Source organism: Gordonia sp. 135, from assembly GCF_009720185.1.
GTDB lineage: Bacteria > Actinomycetota > Actinomycetes > Mycobacteriales > Mycobacteriaceae > Gordonia > Gordonia alkanivorans.
The window spans coordinates 4,091,937-4,111,625 of sequence record NZ_CP046257.1; the positions used below are offsets into that span (position 1 = coordinate 4,091,937).

Genomic DNA, 19,689 nt, shown 5'->3' on the forward strand with positions numbered 1-19,689 from the left:
TGGAAGCGCGTTCGGCGTAGCTCGGTCGAAGTCCCTGACCTGCTCATGGACTACCTCATTTCTTGATGGTGAATCTCCCATTGTTGAAAACGCTAGACCCGGAACGGCCGGCTTCGTGACCGTTTGCGCGAGTCATGTACTCGTCGAGAATCCCGGCGATCCGGATGATCGCCTCGTTCTCGGTCATTCCGAGGTGGTGCACGTCGACGTCGACATTCGAGATGTCGCCGCGGACATAGGGTGCCCACCCGTCGTGGCCGACCGCATCCGCTCGCCGATCGCGAACCGCGGTGAAGTACCGCAGGTCGACGTCGACGACGGGTGGCTGCCAGTCACCCAGTGCCCGGATCAGCATGTTGTATGCCTCGGTGAGGTTCTCGATGGAGTCGGCATCGATGCCGAGCCCGGTCCCGAGACGCTCGGCGATCTGTTCGGCCGCCTCTTCCGCGGTCGCGTCGGCGCTGACGAAGTCGATGCCGAGGACCGGTCCGAGGTTGCTGATCAGTTCACCGGCCGTGATCGTCTGGATCGCGTCGGTGTCGACGGCGTCGGCCTCGGTGTCGAGCATCGCGAGCAACGCGACCTCTTCCCCGGCGGCCCGCATCTCGGCGGCCACCGCATGAGCGATCGTGCCGCCGAGCGACCACCCCATCAGGTGGTACGGCCCGTGCGGCTGCACGGTCCGGATCTCGTCGAAGTAGCGACGTGCGAGACCCGACACCGTTGTGGGACCATCGTTCTCGCCACCGATCTGCGGTGCCTGCAGGCCGTATACCGGCCGTCCGGACGCGAGGTGCCGGCCGAGGGTGTGGTAGGCCCACGAGAGACCGGATGCGGGATGGACGCAGAACAGCGGCGGCTTCTCCCCACCCGGCCGGATGGGCAGCAGGACGTCGAGACCGAGCGGCGGCAAGGCGTCGAACTCCATGGATTCGTCGGCGCCCTCGCCGTTGCCCATCCAGTCCTCGATCCGCCGGGCCAGATCGGCCGGGCTCGAGGCGGAGAGCATCCACCGGACCGGGATGTCCATGTGCAGTTCGCTCTTCAGATCGTTGACCACCTGCACCGACCTCAGCGAGTTGCCGCCGAGTTCGTAGAAGTCGTCGTCGACACCCACCCGCTGCACGCCCAGGACGTGTTCGAAGGTGCGGACGATCTCACCTTCCAGCCACGTGGACGGTTCGCGGAACTCCGCGGTGTTCACCGTCGGCTTGGGCAGTCGCTTGCGGTCGAGCTTGCCCGACGCGGTCAGCGGCACCGTCTCCAGCACCAGCACGGCGGTCGGCATCATGTAGCCCGGCAGCTCCGTCGACGCGAAGGCCATCACCTCGTCGGTGTCCAGCGATTCGGCGTCTCCGCTCGCCGGCACGAGGTAGACCGCGAGGAACTCGACAGTCTCGGTCGAGGTGACCGTGGCGACCGCGCGGGCCACCTTCGGGTGTTCGGCGAACACCGCCTCTATCTCACCGAGTTCGATGCGCAGACCGCGCAGTTTGACCTGGAAGTCGCTGCGGCCCAGGTACTCCAGGTCGCCGGTCGGGCGTCGACGAACGAGGTCGCCGGTTCGGTACATCCGCTCGCCCGGCGCGAACGGGTCGGCCACGAACCGTTCCGCGGTCAGGCCGGGGCGGCCGTGGTAACCGCGGGCCACCTGGGTCCCCGACAGGTACAGATCGCCGGTCACCCCCATGGGCACGGGCCGCAGCCTCGAATCGAGCACGTAGGCACGGGCGTTCCACACCGGCCGGCCCATCGGCACGGCACCGGTGTCACCGGGATGGGCTGCATACGCGGTGGCGTGCACCGTGAACTCCGTCGGACCGTAGAGGTTGTGCAGCTCCACCCCCGGCAGCATCCGTCGCGCCGCGGCCACGACGTCCGGGCCGAACGCCTCACCCGCCACGAGTAGTGCCCGCAGCGAGTCCAGCGCAACAGTTCTCGCGGAGTCGGCGAACACCGCGAGCATCGACGGAACGAACGAGGTGATGGTCACGCGTTCCCGGGCGATCGTGTCGGTCAGGTAGTCGGGGTCGGTATGACCGTCCGACCGTGCGATCACCAGCCGCGCCCCCACCGCGAGAGTGGCGAAGAGCTCCCACACCGAGACGTCGAAGGTGGCCGGGGTCTTCTGGAGAACGACGTCCGCGATGTTCAGGTCGTATTCGTCGCTGATCCAGAGCACCTGGTTCACCACCGAGCGGTGCGATACCGCAACGCCCTTCGGCCTACCGGTGGACCCGGAGGTGAACAGGACGTAGGCGAGATTCGCCGGGGTGAGCGGACCGTGCCGGTCAGCGTCGGTCAGCGGCGCATCGTCGAAGCCCTCGAGATCGACACCGTCGAGCGAGGTGAGGACCACGACCGGATCGGCGCACTCGAGCATGTAGTCGATCCGCTCGGCCGGGTGACCGGGATCGATCGGCACGTACGCGCCACCGGCGGCGTGCACCGCGTACATCGCGGTGACCTGGTCCAGCGAACGCCGCATCCGCAGCGCCACCAGGGAATCGGGTCCGACCCCGCGGGAGACGAGCCACCTCGCCAGCCGGTTGACGCGGCCGCCGAACTCCGCGTAGGTCAGGGTGACGTCGCCGGCCGTGATCGCCGGGCTGTCGGCGAACCGGGCCGCGGAGTCGGCGAAGAGCGACGCGAGTGTGGCGGTGGAGTCGACGGCGTGCGCGGTCTCGTTGCACCGCAGCAGGACCGCATCGCGTTCGGTGTCGTCGAGGAGGTCGACCTCGTGGACCAGCCGTGCGGGATCCTCGGCGAGCGCGCTGAGCATCCGCACCAGGCGTTCGCCGAAGCCGGCGACCGTCGACGCGTCGAACAGGTCGGTGGCGAAGGTGATCCCGCCGCGGAGTCCGGCCGGCGCTCCGCTCGCGTCGTAGGTGTCCGACACCGTGACCTGCAGGTCGAACAGGGACATCCCGGTGTCTGGCTCGACGGCGGACACCGACAGCTCCGGCAGTTCGATGTCCGCCGAAGAGATGTTCTGGAACGCCAGCATCACCTGGAACAGCGGGTTGTAGGCGTCGGACCGAACCGGATTGAGTTCCTGCACAAGTCGTTCGAACGGGACGTCCGCGTGCCCGAAGGCCGCCAGATCGGTGTCCCGCACGTCGTCGATCAGCTCGCGCAGGGTCATGTCCTGGCGCAGTTGAGTGCGGAGGACGAGCGTGTTGACGAACATGCCGATCAGGTCGTCGAGTTCGCGTTCGCCGCGACCGGCGTACGGGGTGCCGATCGCCACGTCGTCGGTCGCCGCGAGTCGCGCCAGCAGTGCGGCCAGCGCCGCATGGAAGACCATGAACAGCGTCGTGTTGTGTGCACGGGCGACCTGCTGCAGAGCAGCGTGCAGGTCGGCGTCCACCGTCAGCGGGACGTTGCCACCGGTGTAGGACTGCGTCGGCGGCCGCGGACGGTCGGCGGGCAGTTCGAGCAGGGCGGGCGCGTCTGCCAGTTGCTTTGTCCAGTAGTCGATCTGGGCGCGGAGCAGCGAGTCGGGGTCGTCGGTGGCACCGAGGACCACACGCTGCCAGATCGCGTAGTCCGCGTACTGCACCGGCAGCGGTTCCCAGCCGGGTTCGTCACCGTTGGAGCGTGCCGCGTACGCGTTCATCAGGTCCCGGGCGAGGGGCGTCAACGAGGAACCGTCGGCACCGATGTGGTGGATGACCACCGCAAGCACCCACTCGTCGTCGCCGGGCGAGAACAGCCTGATCCGCACCGGGACCTCCGACGTGACGTCGAAGGGCTGGGCCAGCAGCTGCGACATCGCCCGCGGCAACTCCGATTCGGGCACCGAGGCGACGACCACGGGCACGCGGTCGGTGGCCGGCGGCAGGATCACCTGTGTCGGTTCGGCATCCATGTACGGGTAGACCGTGCGCAGGATCTCGTGGCGGGCGACCACGTCGCCGATCGCCGCCTGAAGGGCGTCGACGTCCAGGTGCCCGGACAGCCGGACGACGATCGGGATGCTGTACGCCGGCGAGTCGGGCTCGATCCGGCTGAGGAACCACATCCGCTGCTGCGCGTACGAGAGCGGGATGCGGTCCGGCCGATCCAGCGATCCCAGCGGGATCCGGCCGATGGCCGTGTGGGATTCGGCTCGGACCGCCAGCTTCGACACCGTCGACGCCTCGAAGATCATCGACACTCCGACGTTGGTGCCCAGGGCCGCGCCGATCCTCGACACGACGCGGGTCGCGGCGAGGCTGTTGCCGCCGAGATCGAAGAAGTCGTCGTCGGCACCGACGCCGCCCTCGATCCCGAGGACATCGGCGAAGACACCCGCCACGATCTCCTCCACCGGGGACGCCGGGGCGCGGAAGCGACGGGTCGCGATGAGGGGTGCGGGGAGGGCCTTGCGGTCGAGCTTGCCGCTCGGCGTCAGCGGGATCTCGTCGAGCACCATGACCGCGGCCGGGACCATGTAGGGCGGCAGCGAGTCCAGGAGAAGCGCACGCAGCTTCTCCCCCGAGATGACCTCACCGGGAGCGGGCACGACGTAGGAGACCAGGCGCATGCCGACCCCGCTGTCGCGCCGCGGCACCGTGACCGCGAACGACACCCCGGGATGCTCACCCAGTGCCGAGTCGATCTCGCCGAGCTCCACCCGGAAGCCGTGAATCTTCACCTGGAAGTCGTTGCGTCCCAGGAACTCCAGCGATCCTTCCGCATTCCAGCGGACGACATCGCCGGTACGGTACATCCGGTCGCCGGGCTCGCCGAAGGGATGGGCCACGTACCGCGACGCGGAGACACCGGGGCGGTTCAGGTAGCCCCGGGCCAGTGCCGGACCGGCCAGGTAGAGCTCGCCGGCCACGCCGACCGGCACGGGCTGCATCCGCGGATCCAGGACCAGTGCCTGCATCCCGGCCAACGGCGTGCCGATCGTCGAGCGCTCCCCCGCGTTCAGCGGTTCGGTCGCGGTCGCGACGATCGTGGTCTCGGTGGGGCCGTACAGCACGCGGAACCGGCGGGCACGGGCCGGATCGTCGCCCACCCAGCGGGTGATCAGATCCGTCGGCACCTCGTCGCCGCCGGACATCACCTCGCGCAGGTCGTCGAGGCCCTCGGGATCGACCGACGCCAGGGCGGCGGGCGTCACGAACGCGTGGGTGACGCGCTGATCGCGGAGGAAGTCGCCGAGCTCGTTGCCGCCGCGGACGTCGGTGGGCGCCACCACGAGCGCCGAGGACGAACTGATCGACAGCAGGATCTCGAGCAGGGAGGCGTCGAAGGACGGCGACGCGAAATGCAGGACCCGGGAGGTGGGACCGCTCTCGGGATCGACGAACAGCGAGGACAGGTAGTCGGCGACCCCGGCGTGGCTGACCGCGACTCCCTTGGGCACACCGGTCGATCCGGAGGTGAAGACGACCCAGGCCGTGTTCTCCGCACGTACCGGCCGGATGCGATCGGCCTGCCCGACCTCGCCGTCGTCGAGCGCGTCGATGCGCGCGGCGTCGGCCGGATCGTCGACGACGACCCAGTCGATGGTCCCGGGGAGTCCCGCGCGTGCGCCGAGCATCGTGATGCCCAGCGACGCACCGGAATCGGTGACCATCTGGTCGATGCGGGCAGTCGGGTAGTGCGGGTCGACCGGCACGTAGGCGGCACCGGACTTGATTACGGCCCACCAGGCGACCACGGAGTCCAGGGACCTCTCGACCGCGACGGCGACCGGCCGTTCCGTCGCCGCACCCAGTCGGATGAGGTGGCGCGCCAGGCGATTCGAGCGACGGTCGAGTTCGGTGTAGGTCAACTCGAATCCGCCGGCAACGATCGCGGGACCGCGCGGGTTGCGGCGGACGGCGGCGGCGAAGACCTCCGGCAGGAGCACCGGCGGCGGTCCCTCGGCGGCGAGCCGCGGGCGGCCGACGCGGGACAGCAGGTCGGTACGTTCCGCGGCGTCGAGCCAGTCGATCTCGCCGACGGGGGCGTCCGGATCGTCGACGATCGCTTCCAGCACCCGGCACAGTCGCTTGACGAAGCCCTGGACCGTCTCGGGGTCGAAGAGGTCGTTCGCGAACATCATCGCGCCGGAGATGCCCTTGGCGGCACCGTTCTCGCCGTAGGAGTCGGCGACCACGAGTTGCAGGTCGAACTGGCAGACACCGGTGTCGGCCTGCGCGCGGGACACGGTCACCTCGGGTAGCGCGACGTCGACCTTCGAGAGGTTCTGGAAGGCCAGCGCCACCTGGAACAGCGGATGGTGCGCCGTCGAGCGCTGGGGATTCAGTTCTTCGACGATCCGCTCGAACGGGACGTCACCGTGCTCATAGGCGTGCAGGTCGGTGTCCCTGACCTGACCCAGCAGGTCGACGAAGGACTGCTCACGGTCGAGCGGCGTGCGGAGGGCGAGAGTGTTCACGAACATCCCGACCAGCGGTTCGAGTCCGGGCTCACCACGACCGGCGACCGGGGTGCCGATGACGATGTCGTCACCACCACTCAAGCGGCCGAGAAGCGTTGCGAGCGCGGCGTGCAGGACCATGAACAAAGACGCGTTCCGCGACCGTGCGAGTTCCACGAGGCGGTTGTGCAGTCGCGCGTCGATCTCCACCGGGACGTGACCGCCGGACAGGCTCGCGACCGCGGGCCGCGGACGGTCGGTGGGCAGATCCAGCACATCCGGGATCTCCGCCAGCGTCGACCGCCAGTAGTCCAGCTGGGCGTGCATGAGGGACTGCGGATCGTCGGGCTCCCCGAGGACCCGCCGCTGCCACAGCGCGTAATCGGCGTACTGGACCTCGAGCGGTTCCCAGGCGGGTTCCTGGCCTTCGAGCCGGGCCGCGTAGGCGACCATGACATCTCGTGCCAGCGGCGCCATGGACTGCCCGTCACCCGCGATGTGGTGGACGACGAGGACCAGCAGGAACTCTCCGGCCTGGTGCAACCGGCCTCCGACAGCCTTGCCGGGCTCGTCGATACGCAGGAGGCCCACCCGGATCGGCACCCTGGTGGTCACGTCGAAGCCGCGACGCACGAACTCGGTCACCACTTCTTCGACCGCACTCTCGGGCACGTACCGCACCTCGACGGCGGCCGCGACGTGGTCCAACACCACCTGGTGCGGTTCACCGGCGTCGTCGGGGTAGATCGTCCGCAACACCTCGTGGCGGCCGATCACGTCGGCGAGCGCGTCCTCCAGCGCCGCGATGTCGAGGCGTCCGGTCAGCTTCAGCAGCACCGGGATGTTGTAGGCGGGCGACTCCGGCTCCATGCGGTTGAGGAACCACATGCGCTGCTGTGCGAGCGACAGCGGAATCCGCTCCGGTCGCGGACCGGGGATCAGCGGGGCACGCTGTCCTTCCTGCAGCGATCCGGCCAGGGCGGCCAGGGCCGACACGGTGGGGGCCTCGAACAGGGTACGCACCGGGACACGGACTCCCAGCGCCGCACCCACCCGCGCCGCCACCACCGACGCGCTCAGCGAATCGCCGCCGAGGGCGAAGAAGTCGTCGTCGGCACCGACCCGGTCGATCTCCAGCACCTCTTCGAAGGCGGTGGCCACCGCGGACTCCGCGGGATTCGACGGTGCCCGGAATTCGGTTGCCGCGAACACGGGTTCGGGCAGCCGACCCCGGTCCAGCTTGCCGGTCGGGGTCCGCGGGACCTCATCGAGTTCGACGACCGCGGCCGGGACCATGTACGCCGGCAGACTCTGCGACAGGAAATCCCGCAGTTCGTCGCCGGACAGTTCCTCGTCCGGCGCGGCCACCACGTAGGACACCAGCGTCTGCGGCATCCCGTTGTCGCTGCGGGCGACGGTGACCGCGTAGGCGACGTCGGACCGGCCGCCGAGAGCCGCGTCGATCTCGCCGATCTCGATCCGGGTGCCGCGGATCTTGACCTGGAAATCGTTGCGTCCCAGGTACTCCAGCTGATCGTCGACGGTTCGCCGGACCAGGTCGCCGGTGCGGTACATCCGCTCGCCGGTGTCACCGAACGGGCAGGCGACGAACCTGGCCGCAGTCGTCGTCGGCTTCCCGACGTAGCCGTCGGCCAGTCCGGGCCCGAAGAGGTAGAGCTCGCCGACGACACCCTGGGGTACCGGGCGCAGCCACGTGTCGAGCACGGCACCGGCGACCGGTCCGATCGCGCGGCCGATTGTCACCGGGCCGTGCGTATCGAGCGGTTCGCTCGCCGTGGCCCAGATGGTGATCTCGGTGGGACCGTAGATGTTGATCATCTTGCGTCCCGGCGCCCACCGGGCGACCAGCTCCGGGCCGACCGCCTCACCGGCGGGTGCGAGCACGCGCAGCGTGTCGAGATCCGCCTCGGGCACGGTCGACAGAGCCGACGGCGTCACCACCGCGTGCGTCACGTGTTCGCGGCGGATCAGTTCGGCCAGCTCGGGGCCGCCGTACACGTCGGGTGGTGAGACCACCAGGCGTCCACCGGCACCGTGGGCCATCAGCAGCTCGAACACCGAGGCATCGAAGCTCGGCGAGGCCACCTGGAGAACACTCGCGGTGTCGTCGGCGAACAGGACGCGGTGCTGCGCTTCGACGAGCCGGGCGAGACCGCGGTGGCTGATCAGCACACCCTTCGGCATCCCGGTCGAACCGGAGGTGTAGATCACGTAGGCCGTCTGACCGATCCGGATCGGACCACCGCGCTCCGCGTCGGTGATCGGTGCGTCCGATTCGGCGTCGAGCAGGCACGGGTGCCGTTCGTCGTCGAGTTCGAGCCACTCGATGCCGGGGGGCACGCCGGGACCGTCCAGGGTAGCGGTCCCGGCGTGCGTGAGACCCAGCCTGACATCGGCATCGGAGAGCAGGTATCCGATCCGTTCAGCAGGCAGGGTCGGGTCCACCGGCAGGAATGCCGCGCCCGTCTTGGCCACCGCCCAGATGGCGACGACCGCGTCGAGCGATCTCGGCAACACACTGGCGACCACATCTTGTGATCCGACTCCCCGGCGCAGGAGGAGTCTGGCCATTCGGTTCGACCGCTCGTCGAGCCAGCGGTACGACACCGACGCGCCACACGTCACCGCGATGGCGTTCGGTTGGCGGGCAACGGATGCGGCGAGGATGTCGGGCAGCGTCGCCGGCCGGAGATTCCGCGGTGACGCAGGCAGATCCAGTTCGCCACCGCCGTGCGCGAGCACACCCAGGCGGGTGTCCGGGTCGTCGGCGATCCGGGCCAGGCACTCGACGAAGAGGTCGAGGATCTCCCGCGCCCGGGTGGGGTCGAAGTCGCTGCGGCGGAAGCGCAACGTGATCGACAGACCCGGCTCCCCCTCTCCCACATCGTTCTTCGGTGCGACGACGAGACTCAGCGGATACGGGGTGGCATCGACGCCGGTGATCCCGTCGACGCGGAGTCCCGCCGAGGACACGAGCTCCTGCAGGGTCGACTCGCGAAGCGGGAAGGACTGGAAGGCGAGCGCGGTGTCGAACATCTCCGAGAGCCCCACCGCCCGGTGGATGGCCGGGAGTCCCACGTAGTGATGGTCGAGCAGTTCGGCGTTGCTGGCCTGGGCACCGACCAGCAGGTCGCGCAACGACGCCGCGGGATCGAGCCGGACCCGGACCGGGACGGTGTTCAGGAACATGCCGAGGGCCTGCTCGACGCCCGGCAGTTCCGGCGGTCGTCCGGCGACGGCCGAGCCGAGGATCACGTCGGTCTCGCCGGTCAGCACACGCAGGACGAGTGCCCACGCCGTCGACACCGCGGTGCCGACGGTCACCGCGGAATCGGCTGCCACGGAACGCAACCGCAGGAACTCCTGGGCGGGCAGCTCCGCGCCGACCTCGCCGGCCAGATCACCCGACATCGCCGGGTCGCGCCGGCTGACGCGGGTGGCTCCCTCGACGTCGGCGTAGGCCCGAGTCCATGCGGCGATGGACGCCTCGTGGTCCTGCCGGGCCAGCCAGCGCAGGTAGTCGCGGTACGAGGGCGCGGACCCGGCGTGCTCGATCCGCTCCGGCTCGCCGTAGAACTCGAGGAGTTCGCCGATGAGCAGCGGCATCGACCAGCCGTCGAGGATCACGTGGTGATTGGTGATGTGCAGTTCGAACGCCTCGGCGTCGAGACGGATGAGGGTGAACCGGATGAGCGACGGGATGCTCAGGTCGAAGCCTGCATCCGCGTCCTCCACGGCGATGCGCTCGGCCTCCTCCCCGGCCCGGTCGGCGGGCCGGTCGGACAGGTCGATCTCGCGGAAGGCGACCTCGGCGTGGCCGACCACGACCTGGCGTGGGCCACGGGAGGTCTCGACGAAACCCGCACGCAGGATGTCGTGCCGGTCGACCAGTGCCTGCGCGGCTCGACGCAGCCGCGACCCGTCGAGGTACCCGGACAACCGGATCGTCGACTGCACGGTGTAGTTGTCCGCCGTGTCCGGGTCGAGCGTGGAGTGGAAGTGGATGCCGGACTGCGTCGGCGACAGCGGCCAGATCTCCGACAGTTCCGGGTAGCGGTGATGGAGGAGCTCCGCATCCGAGTCGCACACGTCAGCGAAGTCGCCGGCGGAGAGCACATCGTGATCGTCGAGACGGGACCCCACCGCGGCGACCGGCCGGCCGGCGTCGTCATGTCCGGCGCTGTCCGGGTCCACCAGCGCTGCCAGCGCGGCGACCGTCTTGGCCTCGAAGACCTGGCGGCCGGTGATGTCCAGTCCGGCCGACTTGGCCAGGGCCACCAGTTGCATCGAGACGATGGAGTCGCCGCCGAGGGCGAAGAAGTTGTCGTCGGCGGTCACCGTCTCGAGGTTCAGTGCCTCGGCGAAGAGTCGTGCGATGAGCTCCTCGGTGGGTGTCGACGGCGCTCGGCCGCCGGCACTCTCGGCGCGGAAGTCCCACGCGGGGAGGGCCTTCCGGTCGACCTTGCCGGTGCGGGTCACCGGCATCGCCGGTAGCTCGAGAATGGCGGCCGGAACCATGTAGCGCGGCAGCGATTCCGCGAGATCCGCGCGTAACGCGGTGACGTCGAGCTGCTCCCCCGGCGTACCGACGACGTAGGACACGATGACCGGCTGGCCGGTCGGGCCCGGCTGGACCAGGGTGGCGGTCTGCGCCACGGCGTCGTGCCGCGCGAGATGGGCGTCGATGTCCCCGGTTTCGATCCGCAGTCCGTGGATCTTGACCTGCTGGTCGTTGCGTCCCAGGTAGTCCAGTTCGAGTCCGTCGCGCCCGCGGATCCACCGCACCTGGTCACCGGTGCGGTAGATGCGTTCGCCGGTCGCCGACCGCGGATCGGCGACGAACCGGGATGCGGTGAGGCCGGGGCGGCCGAAGTACCCGCGGGCCAGACCCGGTCCGCCCAGGTACAGTTCGCCGGCCACGCCGACCGGAACCGGACGCAGCCACGCGTCGAGCACCACCGCGGACACTCCGCGGACCGGTTCGCCGATGGTCACCGGCTCCCCGGGCTGCAGATCGTCGGCCGCGGTGGCCCAGATGGTGGTCTCGGTGGGTCCGTAATGGTTCATCAACCGGCGGCCGGGTGCCCAGCGGTTCACGATGTCCGCGCCGGTGGCCTCGCCGACCACCGCGATCGTCGCCAGCGACGGCACCCGTGCGGGGTCCATCGTGTTGAGGGCGGTCGGCGTGATGATCGCGTGCGAGATCTGTTCGGCCCGAACCAGTTCCTCGAGATCGACGCCGCCGTAGACATCCTGGGGCGCCACCACCAGGCAGGCCCCGTTGCCATGGGCGAGCAGGACCTCGGAGACGCAGGCGTCGAAACCCGGGGAGGCCACCTGCAGGACTGCCGAACCTGGCAGTACACCGAAATAGTCGGCGAGTGCGGTGACCCGGTCCCGCAGCCCCCGATGGGCGATGTGGACCGCCTTCGGCCGCCCGGTCGACCCGGAGGTGAAGATCAGGTACGCACTGCTGTCGGCCTCCACCGGGGTCGTCGACCACTCCGCCTTCGCCCCTTCGTCATCCGACCGGCCGGCGGCGTCGAGGACGAGCCAGTCCACGGAATCCGGGAGGTTCTTCGTGACCTCCTCGACCGTGATGCCGAGCGTGCAGTGAGAATCGGCCAGCAACTCGGCCAGGCGGTATGCGGGGTTGCCGGGATCGAGGGCGACGAAGGCCGCGCCCGACTTGGCCACCGCCCACATGGCAACGATCAACTCGACCGACCGCGGGAGCGCCAGCGCGACGAACCCCTCGGGTCCGGCGCCGCGGCGCATGAGTTCACGGGCGACACGATCGGCCCGTCGGTCAAGCTCCCGGTACGTCAGCGTGTTCTCTCTCGAACGCACGGCCGGCATGTCGGGGTGGCGGCGCGCGGTGTCGGACAGGATGCCCCGGAGTGTCCGCGGTGTCATGGCCGGCGGCCCCTCGACGCGGGCCAACTCCGCCCATTCGGTGTCCCAGCACGGAGAGACCGTCGCGACGTTCCGGCCCGGGTCCGCCGCGATCTGACCCAGCAGCATGACGAAGCGCTCGAGCAACAGCCCTGCGGACTGCGCGTCGAGACGATCGGAGGCGTACTTCAGGATCAGCTCGTACTGCCCCGGCTCGCTTCCGGCCCGCGACGGCCGCGGCGGCGTGACCTGGAGGCTGACCGGATACGGCGTCGCATCGTGAGCGACGACGCCCTTCCACTGCAGCCCGGCATCCGCGAGCGCACCCGCCACACCTTCGGCGTCGATGGGATAGGACTCCAGAACCGTAGCGGTGTCGAAGATGTCGGCCATCCCCGCGGCCCGCTGGAGCTCGGCGAGGCCGATGTTGCGGTGATCGAGCATGGCGGCCTGTTCGGCCTGCGCCCGCGTGAGCAGCTCGGTGACGGTCTCGTCGGGATCGAGCCGGACCCGCACCGGCAGGGTGTTGATGAACAGGCCGATCATCCGCTCGATCCCCGCGATGTGGGCCGGACGATCGGAGACCGTGTTGCCGAACACCACGTCCGACCGACCGGTCATGGCGGAGAGCAGCAGCGCCCAGGCCACCTGGATGGCGGTGTTGGGGGTGACGCCGTGGGCGCGACCGAGTCCGAGCACCGCGTCGGTGGTTGCGGCGTCGAGGTCGAGGTCGACCTGTGCGACCTCGGCGGTGGCGACCCGCTCCGGATTGCCGGTCAGTCGCGTCGGGCTCTCGATGTCGGCCAGCATCTCCTCCCAGGCCTCGACCGTCGCCGCGTGATCCTGGGAATCCAGCCACTGCAGGTAGTCCCGGAAGGACCGCGGTGTGGGCAGCCCGACCGCGGCGCCGTCCGTCGAGTCGGTGATGTAGAGCGCCAGCAACTCCTGGACGACCAGCGGCATCGACCAGCCGTCGAGCACGATGTGGTGATTGGTCAGCAGGAGCATGAACTCGTCGTCGTCGACCCGGATGAGGTGGAACCGCATCAGCGGTGGCCGTGTCAGGTCGAAGGGGGTCGCCGACTCGGTGATCAGCCGACGCAGTTCGCGGTGCCGCTCCCCGGGATCGGCGATGCCGGTGAGGTCGGAGTCCGTCCAGTCGACGGCCACGTCATGCAGCAGGAGCTGGCGCGGACCGGCGGCGGTCTCGACGAAGGCGACGCGCAGGCTGTCGTGACGGTCGATGAGCGCCTGTGCGGCGCGCCGCATCCGCTCCGGCCGCAGCGATCCGCCGAGGGTCAGTTCGGCCTGCACGACGTAGCCGTCCGCGCCGCTGACACCGCCGGCGGCGTTGGTGTCGATACCGTCGTAGGTGGCGTGGAACAGGAGCCCGGCCTGCAGTGCCGTCAGCGGCCAGACGTCGACCATCGAGGGGTGATCGCGCAGCCAGCCGTCGATCTCGTTTTGCGTGGTCTCGACGAGCGGGAAGTCCGACGGGGTGTACCCGCCGGCGTCGTCGGCCCGGGCATGGCGGGCGAGTGCCTCGAGTGCCTGCACCCACAACTGCGACAGTTCTTCGACCGCGGCGCGGTCGAGCACCAGCGAGGCGAACTCCCACACCGCGTCGAGTTCGAGGCCGTCCGAACCCGGCTCGGCGATCGCGTTGATGTCCAGGATCGCCGGGAGGGCCATCCACGGGTCGGCGGTGCCGGCCAGCGCGTCGAATTCACGCGACGGCGTCCACGGCCCGAAGACGTCGCGGGTGCCCGCGCGGCCCAGGTAGTTGAAGCTGATCTGTGGTTCGGGCCGGTTCTGGAGTTCGTTGCAGCCGACCGGATCCAGGTGCCGGACCATTCCGTAACCGATGCCGTTGTCGGGCACCGCGCGCAGGAACTCCTTGACCCGCTTGATCGCCGTACCGGCGGCTGCCCCGCCGGCGAAGGCGTCGTCGAGGTCGATGTCGTCGAGGTCGATCCGGACCGGGAACCGTGAGGTGAACCAGCCGACCGTCGCCGTCAGATCGGCGCCGGGAACAGCCGACTCCTCACGGCCGTGCCCCTCGAGTGCGATCAGCTCGCCACCCGGCGCCTCGCCGTGCAGCGACCGCCAGCGCGCCAGCGCGAGTCCCAGTGCCGCGAGCAGCGGGTCGTTGGGGCTGCCGTGGAACCGGCCGGGGATGGTCGTCACGATCGTCTCGGTGACGTCGGCGGGAATGCGCATGCGCACGCGTCCCGCCGAGGCGGTGATGTCCCGGTCGGGGTCGAGCGCGCGTGCGCCGACTGGGCGGTCGCCGGCCGCGAGGGTGTCCGACCAGAGATCGAGCTCGGCGGCGGTACGGCCCGAGGACCTCTCGACCAGGCCGTGGACCCAGCGGCGCACGGAGGTCGTCGGCGTGCTGAGCTGCGGGTCGCCGCCCGCGGCGATCTGACCGTGGGCGACCGCGAGGTCGCTCAGCAGGATGCGCCACGACACGCCGTCGACAGCGAGGTGGTGGATGACCAGCCACAGCAGGTCCGGCTTCGAGCCGTCGCGGTCGCGCAGCCAGACGAATCGCGTCAGCAACCCGGCGCGCGGGTCCAGCAGATCGGCGGCCGCTTGTAGTTCCCGGTCGATCTCGTCGGCGTCGCGACGCTCCAGCCACACCTCGGTCAGCGTCTCCTCGACGTCGACCGACCCGTGCTCCCGGACCTCGACGAACCCCTCGCCGGCGTGGTCGCGCAGGACCGCGCGCAAGATGTCGTGGCGGTCGACGAGAGCGCCGAGAGCGCGCACGAGGTCGGGTCGCCGGAGATCGTCGGGGAGCTCGATCAGCGCGGCCTGTGCGAAACGGTCGATGTGTCCCCGCTCGAGCATCGCGTGCATGATCGGCGCCAGCGGGAACGAACCCACGCCTGCGCCGGGGAGTTCCCGAAGGGTGTCGTCGGCCGACGCGTCGGTCGCCCGTACCGCGAGAGCCGCGACGGTCTTGCACTCGAACACGTCCTGGGTCGAGAACGCCAGCCCGGCGGCCTTGGCCCGGCCCACGAGTTCGATCGAGGAGATGCTGTCGCCGCCGAGGACGAAGAAGCTGTCGTCGGCACCGACCTCGTCGACACCGAGGACCTCGGCGAACAGCTGTGCCAGCCGGTATTCCCCGGGCGTCGACGGTGGCCGTCCGGTGCGGGCGGCCGCGAAGACCGGAGCAGGCAACGCCTTCCGGTCGACCTTGCCGAACGCGTTGAGCGGCAACGCGTCGAGCGTGGTGATCACCGCCGGGACCATGTGCGGCGGAAGCGATTCGCGGGCGAACCGACTCAGCTCGGAGACATCGATCCGATGGTCGCGGACGGGCGACACGTACGACGCGAGCACCGTCGCGCCGGCGTTGTTGCGAACCGGCACGGTGATCGACGCCTCTACGTCGGGGTGGCCGACGAGAGCCGCGTCGATCTCGCCGGGCTCGATCCGGTAGCCACGGATCTTCAGCTGGAAGTCGGTGCGACCCAACAGTTCCAACGACAGCGCGGCCGGACTGCCGACCCAGCGGGCGAGATCGCCGGTGCGGTACATCCGTTCGCCGGGCTCGCCGTGGGGGTTGGCGACGAACCGGCCCGCGGTCTGCGCGAACAGATTCGCGTAACCGCGCGCGAGACCCGGCCCCGCCAGATACAGCTCGCCTGCGGTACCCATCGGGACCGGCTGCAGCGCGGGGTCGAGGATCATCATCGACGCACCGCGCACCGGACGGCCGACCGTCAGGTCCTCGGCCGGGTCGATGACACTGCTCGCCGCGGTGATGGTCGCCTCGGTCGGCCCGTACTCGTTGATCATCCGCGCACACCGCGTCCAGCGTTCGACGATGCGCGGCGCGGTCTTGTCGCCGCCGACCATGACGGCCCGCAGGTCGGTCAGGGCTTCCGGCTCGACGGTGGCCAGCATCGCCGGCGTCAGCGTCAGGTGGGTGACACCCTCGTCGGCCAGCAGGCGGGTGAGGCGCTCCCCGCCGATCACGTCCGGCGGCACGACGATCAACGCGGACCCGTTCGCGAAGCAGGTCAGCAGCTGTTCCATCGACGCGTCGAAACTCGGGGAAAGGGCATAGGACACCCGTGATCCCGAGTCCAGGCCGTAGACCTCGGATCGGTCGGAGATGAGGTTCGCGAGGCCGTTGTGCGTGACCTGGACGCCCTTCGGCACACCGGTCGATCCGGAGGTGTAGGTGATGTACGCGACGTTGTCCGCACGCAGCGGACGGATGCGGTCGCGGTCCCCGATCACTTCGTCCGGGGCGAGGGCGGCCCCCTCCCCGAGACCGCCCTCGCCGTCGACGATCACCGTGGGCATCGACTCTGGGAGCCGGTCGGTGAATTCGTCGCCTGTGATGGCCACTTCGGCGCCGCTGTCGGCGACGATGTGCTCGATACGCTTGCGTGGGTAGTCCGGGTCCACCTGAACGATGGCAGCCCCGGACTTCGCAACCGCCCACGCGGCGGCGACGGACTCGGCAGACCGTCTGAGAAGAATCGCGACCGACGTGTCCGGCCCGCAGCCCATGTCGATCAGGCGGCGCGCCATCCGGGACGACACGGCGTCGAGTTCCCGGTAGGTCAGCCGGCGGCCGTCCGACGCGATCGCGACGTGGTCGCCGTTACGCGCCACACTGTCGGCGAGGATGTCCGGGAGAAGCTGCGGCGCAACATCTTCCGAACCGCGCACGGGCAGGAGCGCGTCACGCTCGTGCTCGTCGAGCAGCTCGAGCAGGCCCACCTGGTCGTCCGACGCGCCTTCGAGGAACTCGTGCAGGAACATCAGGAACCGACGGTGATGGTCGGCGAGCTCGGCGGGCGTGTAGACGTTCGGATTGCCCTGGAAGTCGATGTGCGTGCTGTCGTGACCCGCACCGGGATAGATGTTGACGAAGAGGTCGGAGGTCGGGCCGGACGTCAGCACGTGCAGGCGACCCGCCACGTCGCCGAACACGACCTCGCTGTCGATCATCATCAGGTTGACGGCCGGACCGAACGACGACGCCTCGTCGCGCGCGATCCCCATGTCGCGGAAGATGTCTTCTTGGCGGTAGCGCTGCCGCCGGAGTGCGCTCAGCAGCTCCCCCTTCACGGCGGTGACGACCTCGTCGAGCGTGCAGCCCGCGACCGGGACCCGCAAAGGCACGACGTTCGCGACCATGCCGCCGGAGCGTCGCAGGACTGCCGAATGCCGCCCCGAGACCGGCAGGCTCAGGAGGACCTCGGGACTTCCGGTCATCCGGGCGAGGTAGACGGCGAAGGCGGCGACGATCACCGGGGTGACCCCACCGTCGTGCGACGCGTCGTCGAGGAGACGCGCGGTCTCCTCCGGCAGCGGCGTGCTCACGAGGGTCGGGTGCAGCGTGGGCTTACCGAGTCGGCCGGCGAGACTGACCACCGGCGGGGCACCTTCGAGGTGTTCGCTCCAGTACTTCCGGTCGTTCTCGTAGCGGGTCGACCCGGGATAGGACGCGTCCTGCTCGATGATGTCGGCGAGATCGCTTGCCTTGCAGGGTGGCGGCTCCTCACCGTGGATGCCGGCGTTGTACCGCTCGGTGATCCGCCGGACCATCGTGACCGCACCGAATCCGTCGAGAGCGATGTGGTGTGCACGCAGATACCAGAAGTAGTGGTTCGTCCCGACCCGATAGACGACGCTAGTCATGAGGTGGTCCACGAGGAGATCCAGCGGCCGCGAATAGTCCTCGGACATCAGACGATGCGCGGTCCCGACCGGGTCGGGCTCTTCACGCAGATCAAGGGTGTACACCGGGGCCCCGTACGCCTCGTCGACGTACTGTCGCGGCTCGCCGTCGACCTCGATCAGCCGCAGGTATCCGGAACCGAACTCTGTTCCGGTCGTCCGTGCGGCGTCCTCCAGCACGTCGGTGTCGAGTTCGCCTTCGATCTCCACGTACTGCGCCACCGAGATCGGCAGGTCACCCGCCACGTGCTGCGCGAACCAGATGCCCCGCTGCGCCGCGGACAGCGGCAAGGTGCCGACCCGTGACCGAGCACCCGAGTCATCGTCGAAGGTTGACTCGAAGTTCTTCTCTGAGATGGTCACGCGGCCTCCCCATGCGTCCTCATCGACTGCACCCGCCGAGCCTGGGGGCACAGCCCGGGCGGAATCGTCAGACCACAAATTGCCCGTCTCGCGCCTGAAGCGAGAATGGGCAATGCAGCCCCCCTGGATAGTTGTCGCCCCGCCGACAAGAACTGACCGTACTCTCGCGAAACTTTCCGCCACAACGATTTCCGAGAAGCTAGATCGGTCATACGACCCAGGAGAGAAAGGTCTCGGAATGATGACATCCGCCGATTGGTCCGATCGGATGACATTCTCCGGACCGGGTGTTTTTCCCGGACACCTCTGCATATCGCGCGCGACAGAAGCAGATTCGGATCCAGATTCACATCCGACCAGGTATGGTACTGAATCTGCCTGCAGGGGTATCGATTTCGAGTGGCAACCCGACTTGGATAATTGCCACAAATCGCCCATAGGGCTCAAATCGCGATTTCTTTAGATTGCGTAGCTAAAGGGTATGGAGAATTCTGCTAACGGCGCCGTGATCATTTCGATATTGAAGCTACACCTTCATTCCAAATCAGCACAGTTGGTCTCGATTCGGGGGTTGTCGTTTCAGGAAACGACACCGAGTCAAGCAATTGCCCTGGCATGGCGAACATATTGTTACGTTGCCGCCGAGGCCATCTGTCACTCACCGAGGGACTTTGGTCACCCGGTGAGGGTCGTCGGTCACGGGACACGGCGGCGTCATCGGCCGGCTCCTGCCCCGCCCGAGCCCGTCCGGCCTCCGTCGGGCCGGCCTCGGCGATGGCTGGCGCGCCGTCGATCGGTGACGCGACAACCCGATTAGGGTGGATTCATGGCAGGGCGCAGCATGGACTTCGATCCCATCGCCGAGGCACGGGACAACTGGACCGAGGCCGGGTGGGGCGACGTCGCCGACGGCATGGTCGCGGTGACCTCGGTGATGCGTGCCCACCAGATCCTGCTGGCCCGTGTCGAGGCCACGTTGCGCCCCTTCGATCTGAGCTTCTCCCGGTTCGAGCTCCTCCGACTGCTGGCGTTCTCTCGCCAGGGCGCGCTCCCGATCACCAAGGCCAGCGACCGCCTCCAGGTCCACGTCACCAGCGTCACCCACGCGATCCGTCGCCTCGAGGAAGGCGGCCTCGTCCGCCGCGTCCCACACCCGACGGACGGCCGCACCACCCTCGTCGAGATCACCGACCTCGGCCGCTCCACCGTCGAAGACGCCACCAAGACCCTCAACGAGAAGGTCTTCGCCGACGTGGGCATGACCGACGACGAGATGGCCGGCCTCGTCGGCGCCATCCAGTCGTTGCGGAAGCACAACGGCGACTTCTGATGTGTATGAC

The 19,689-nt window shown here is 69.1% G+C and carries 2 protein-coding genes; one reads left to right on the forward strand and one right to left on the reverse strand.

Translation table 11 applies throughout. From position 1 onward, the window contains the following. Positions 1 to 55: 55 nt before the first annotated feature. The gene (locus tag GKZ92_RS18570) at positions 56 to 18,349 is read right to left on the reverse strand and encodes an amino acid adenylation domain-containing protein (RefSeq protein ID WP_155225517.1); all 18,294 of its coding nucleotides are present in this window, start codon (positions 18,347 to 18,349) and stop codon (positions 56 to 58) included. Between the two features lie 826 nt (positions 18,350 to 19,175). On the opposite strand from GKZ92_RS18570, the gene GKZ92_RS18575 reads away from it, so the two are divergent. Then, on the forward strand, positions 19,176 to 19,679 hold the full coding sequence (locus GKZ92_RS18575; protein WP_005201490.1) for a MarR family transcriptional regulator: 504 nt from the start codon (positions 19,176 to 19,178) through the stop codon (positions 19,677 to 19,679). Positions 19,680 to 19,689 lie beyond the last annotated feature (10 nt).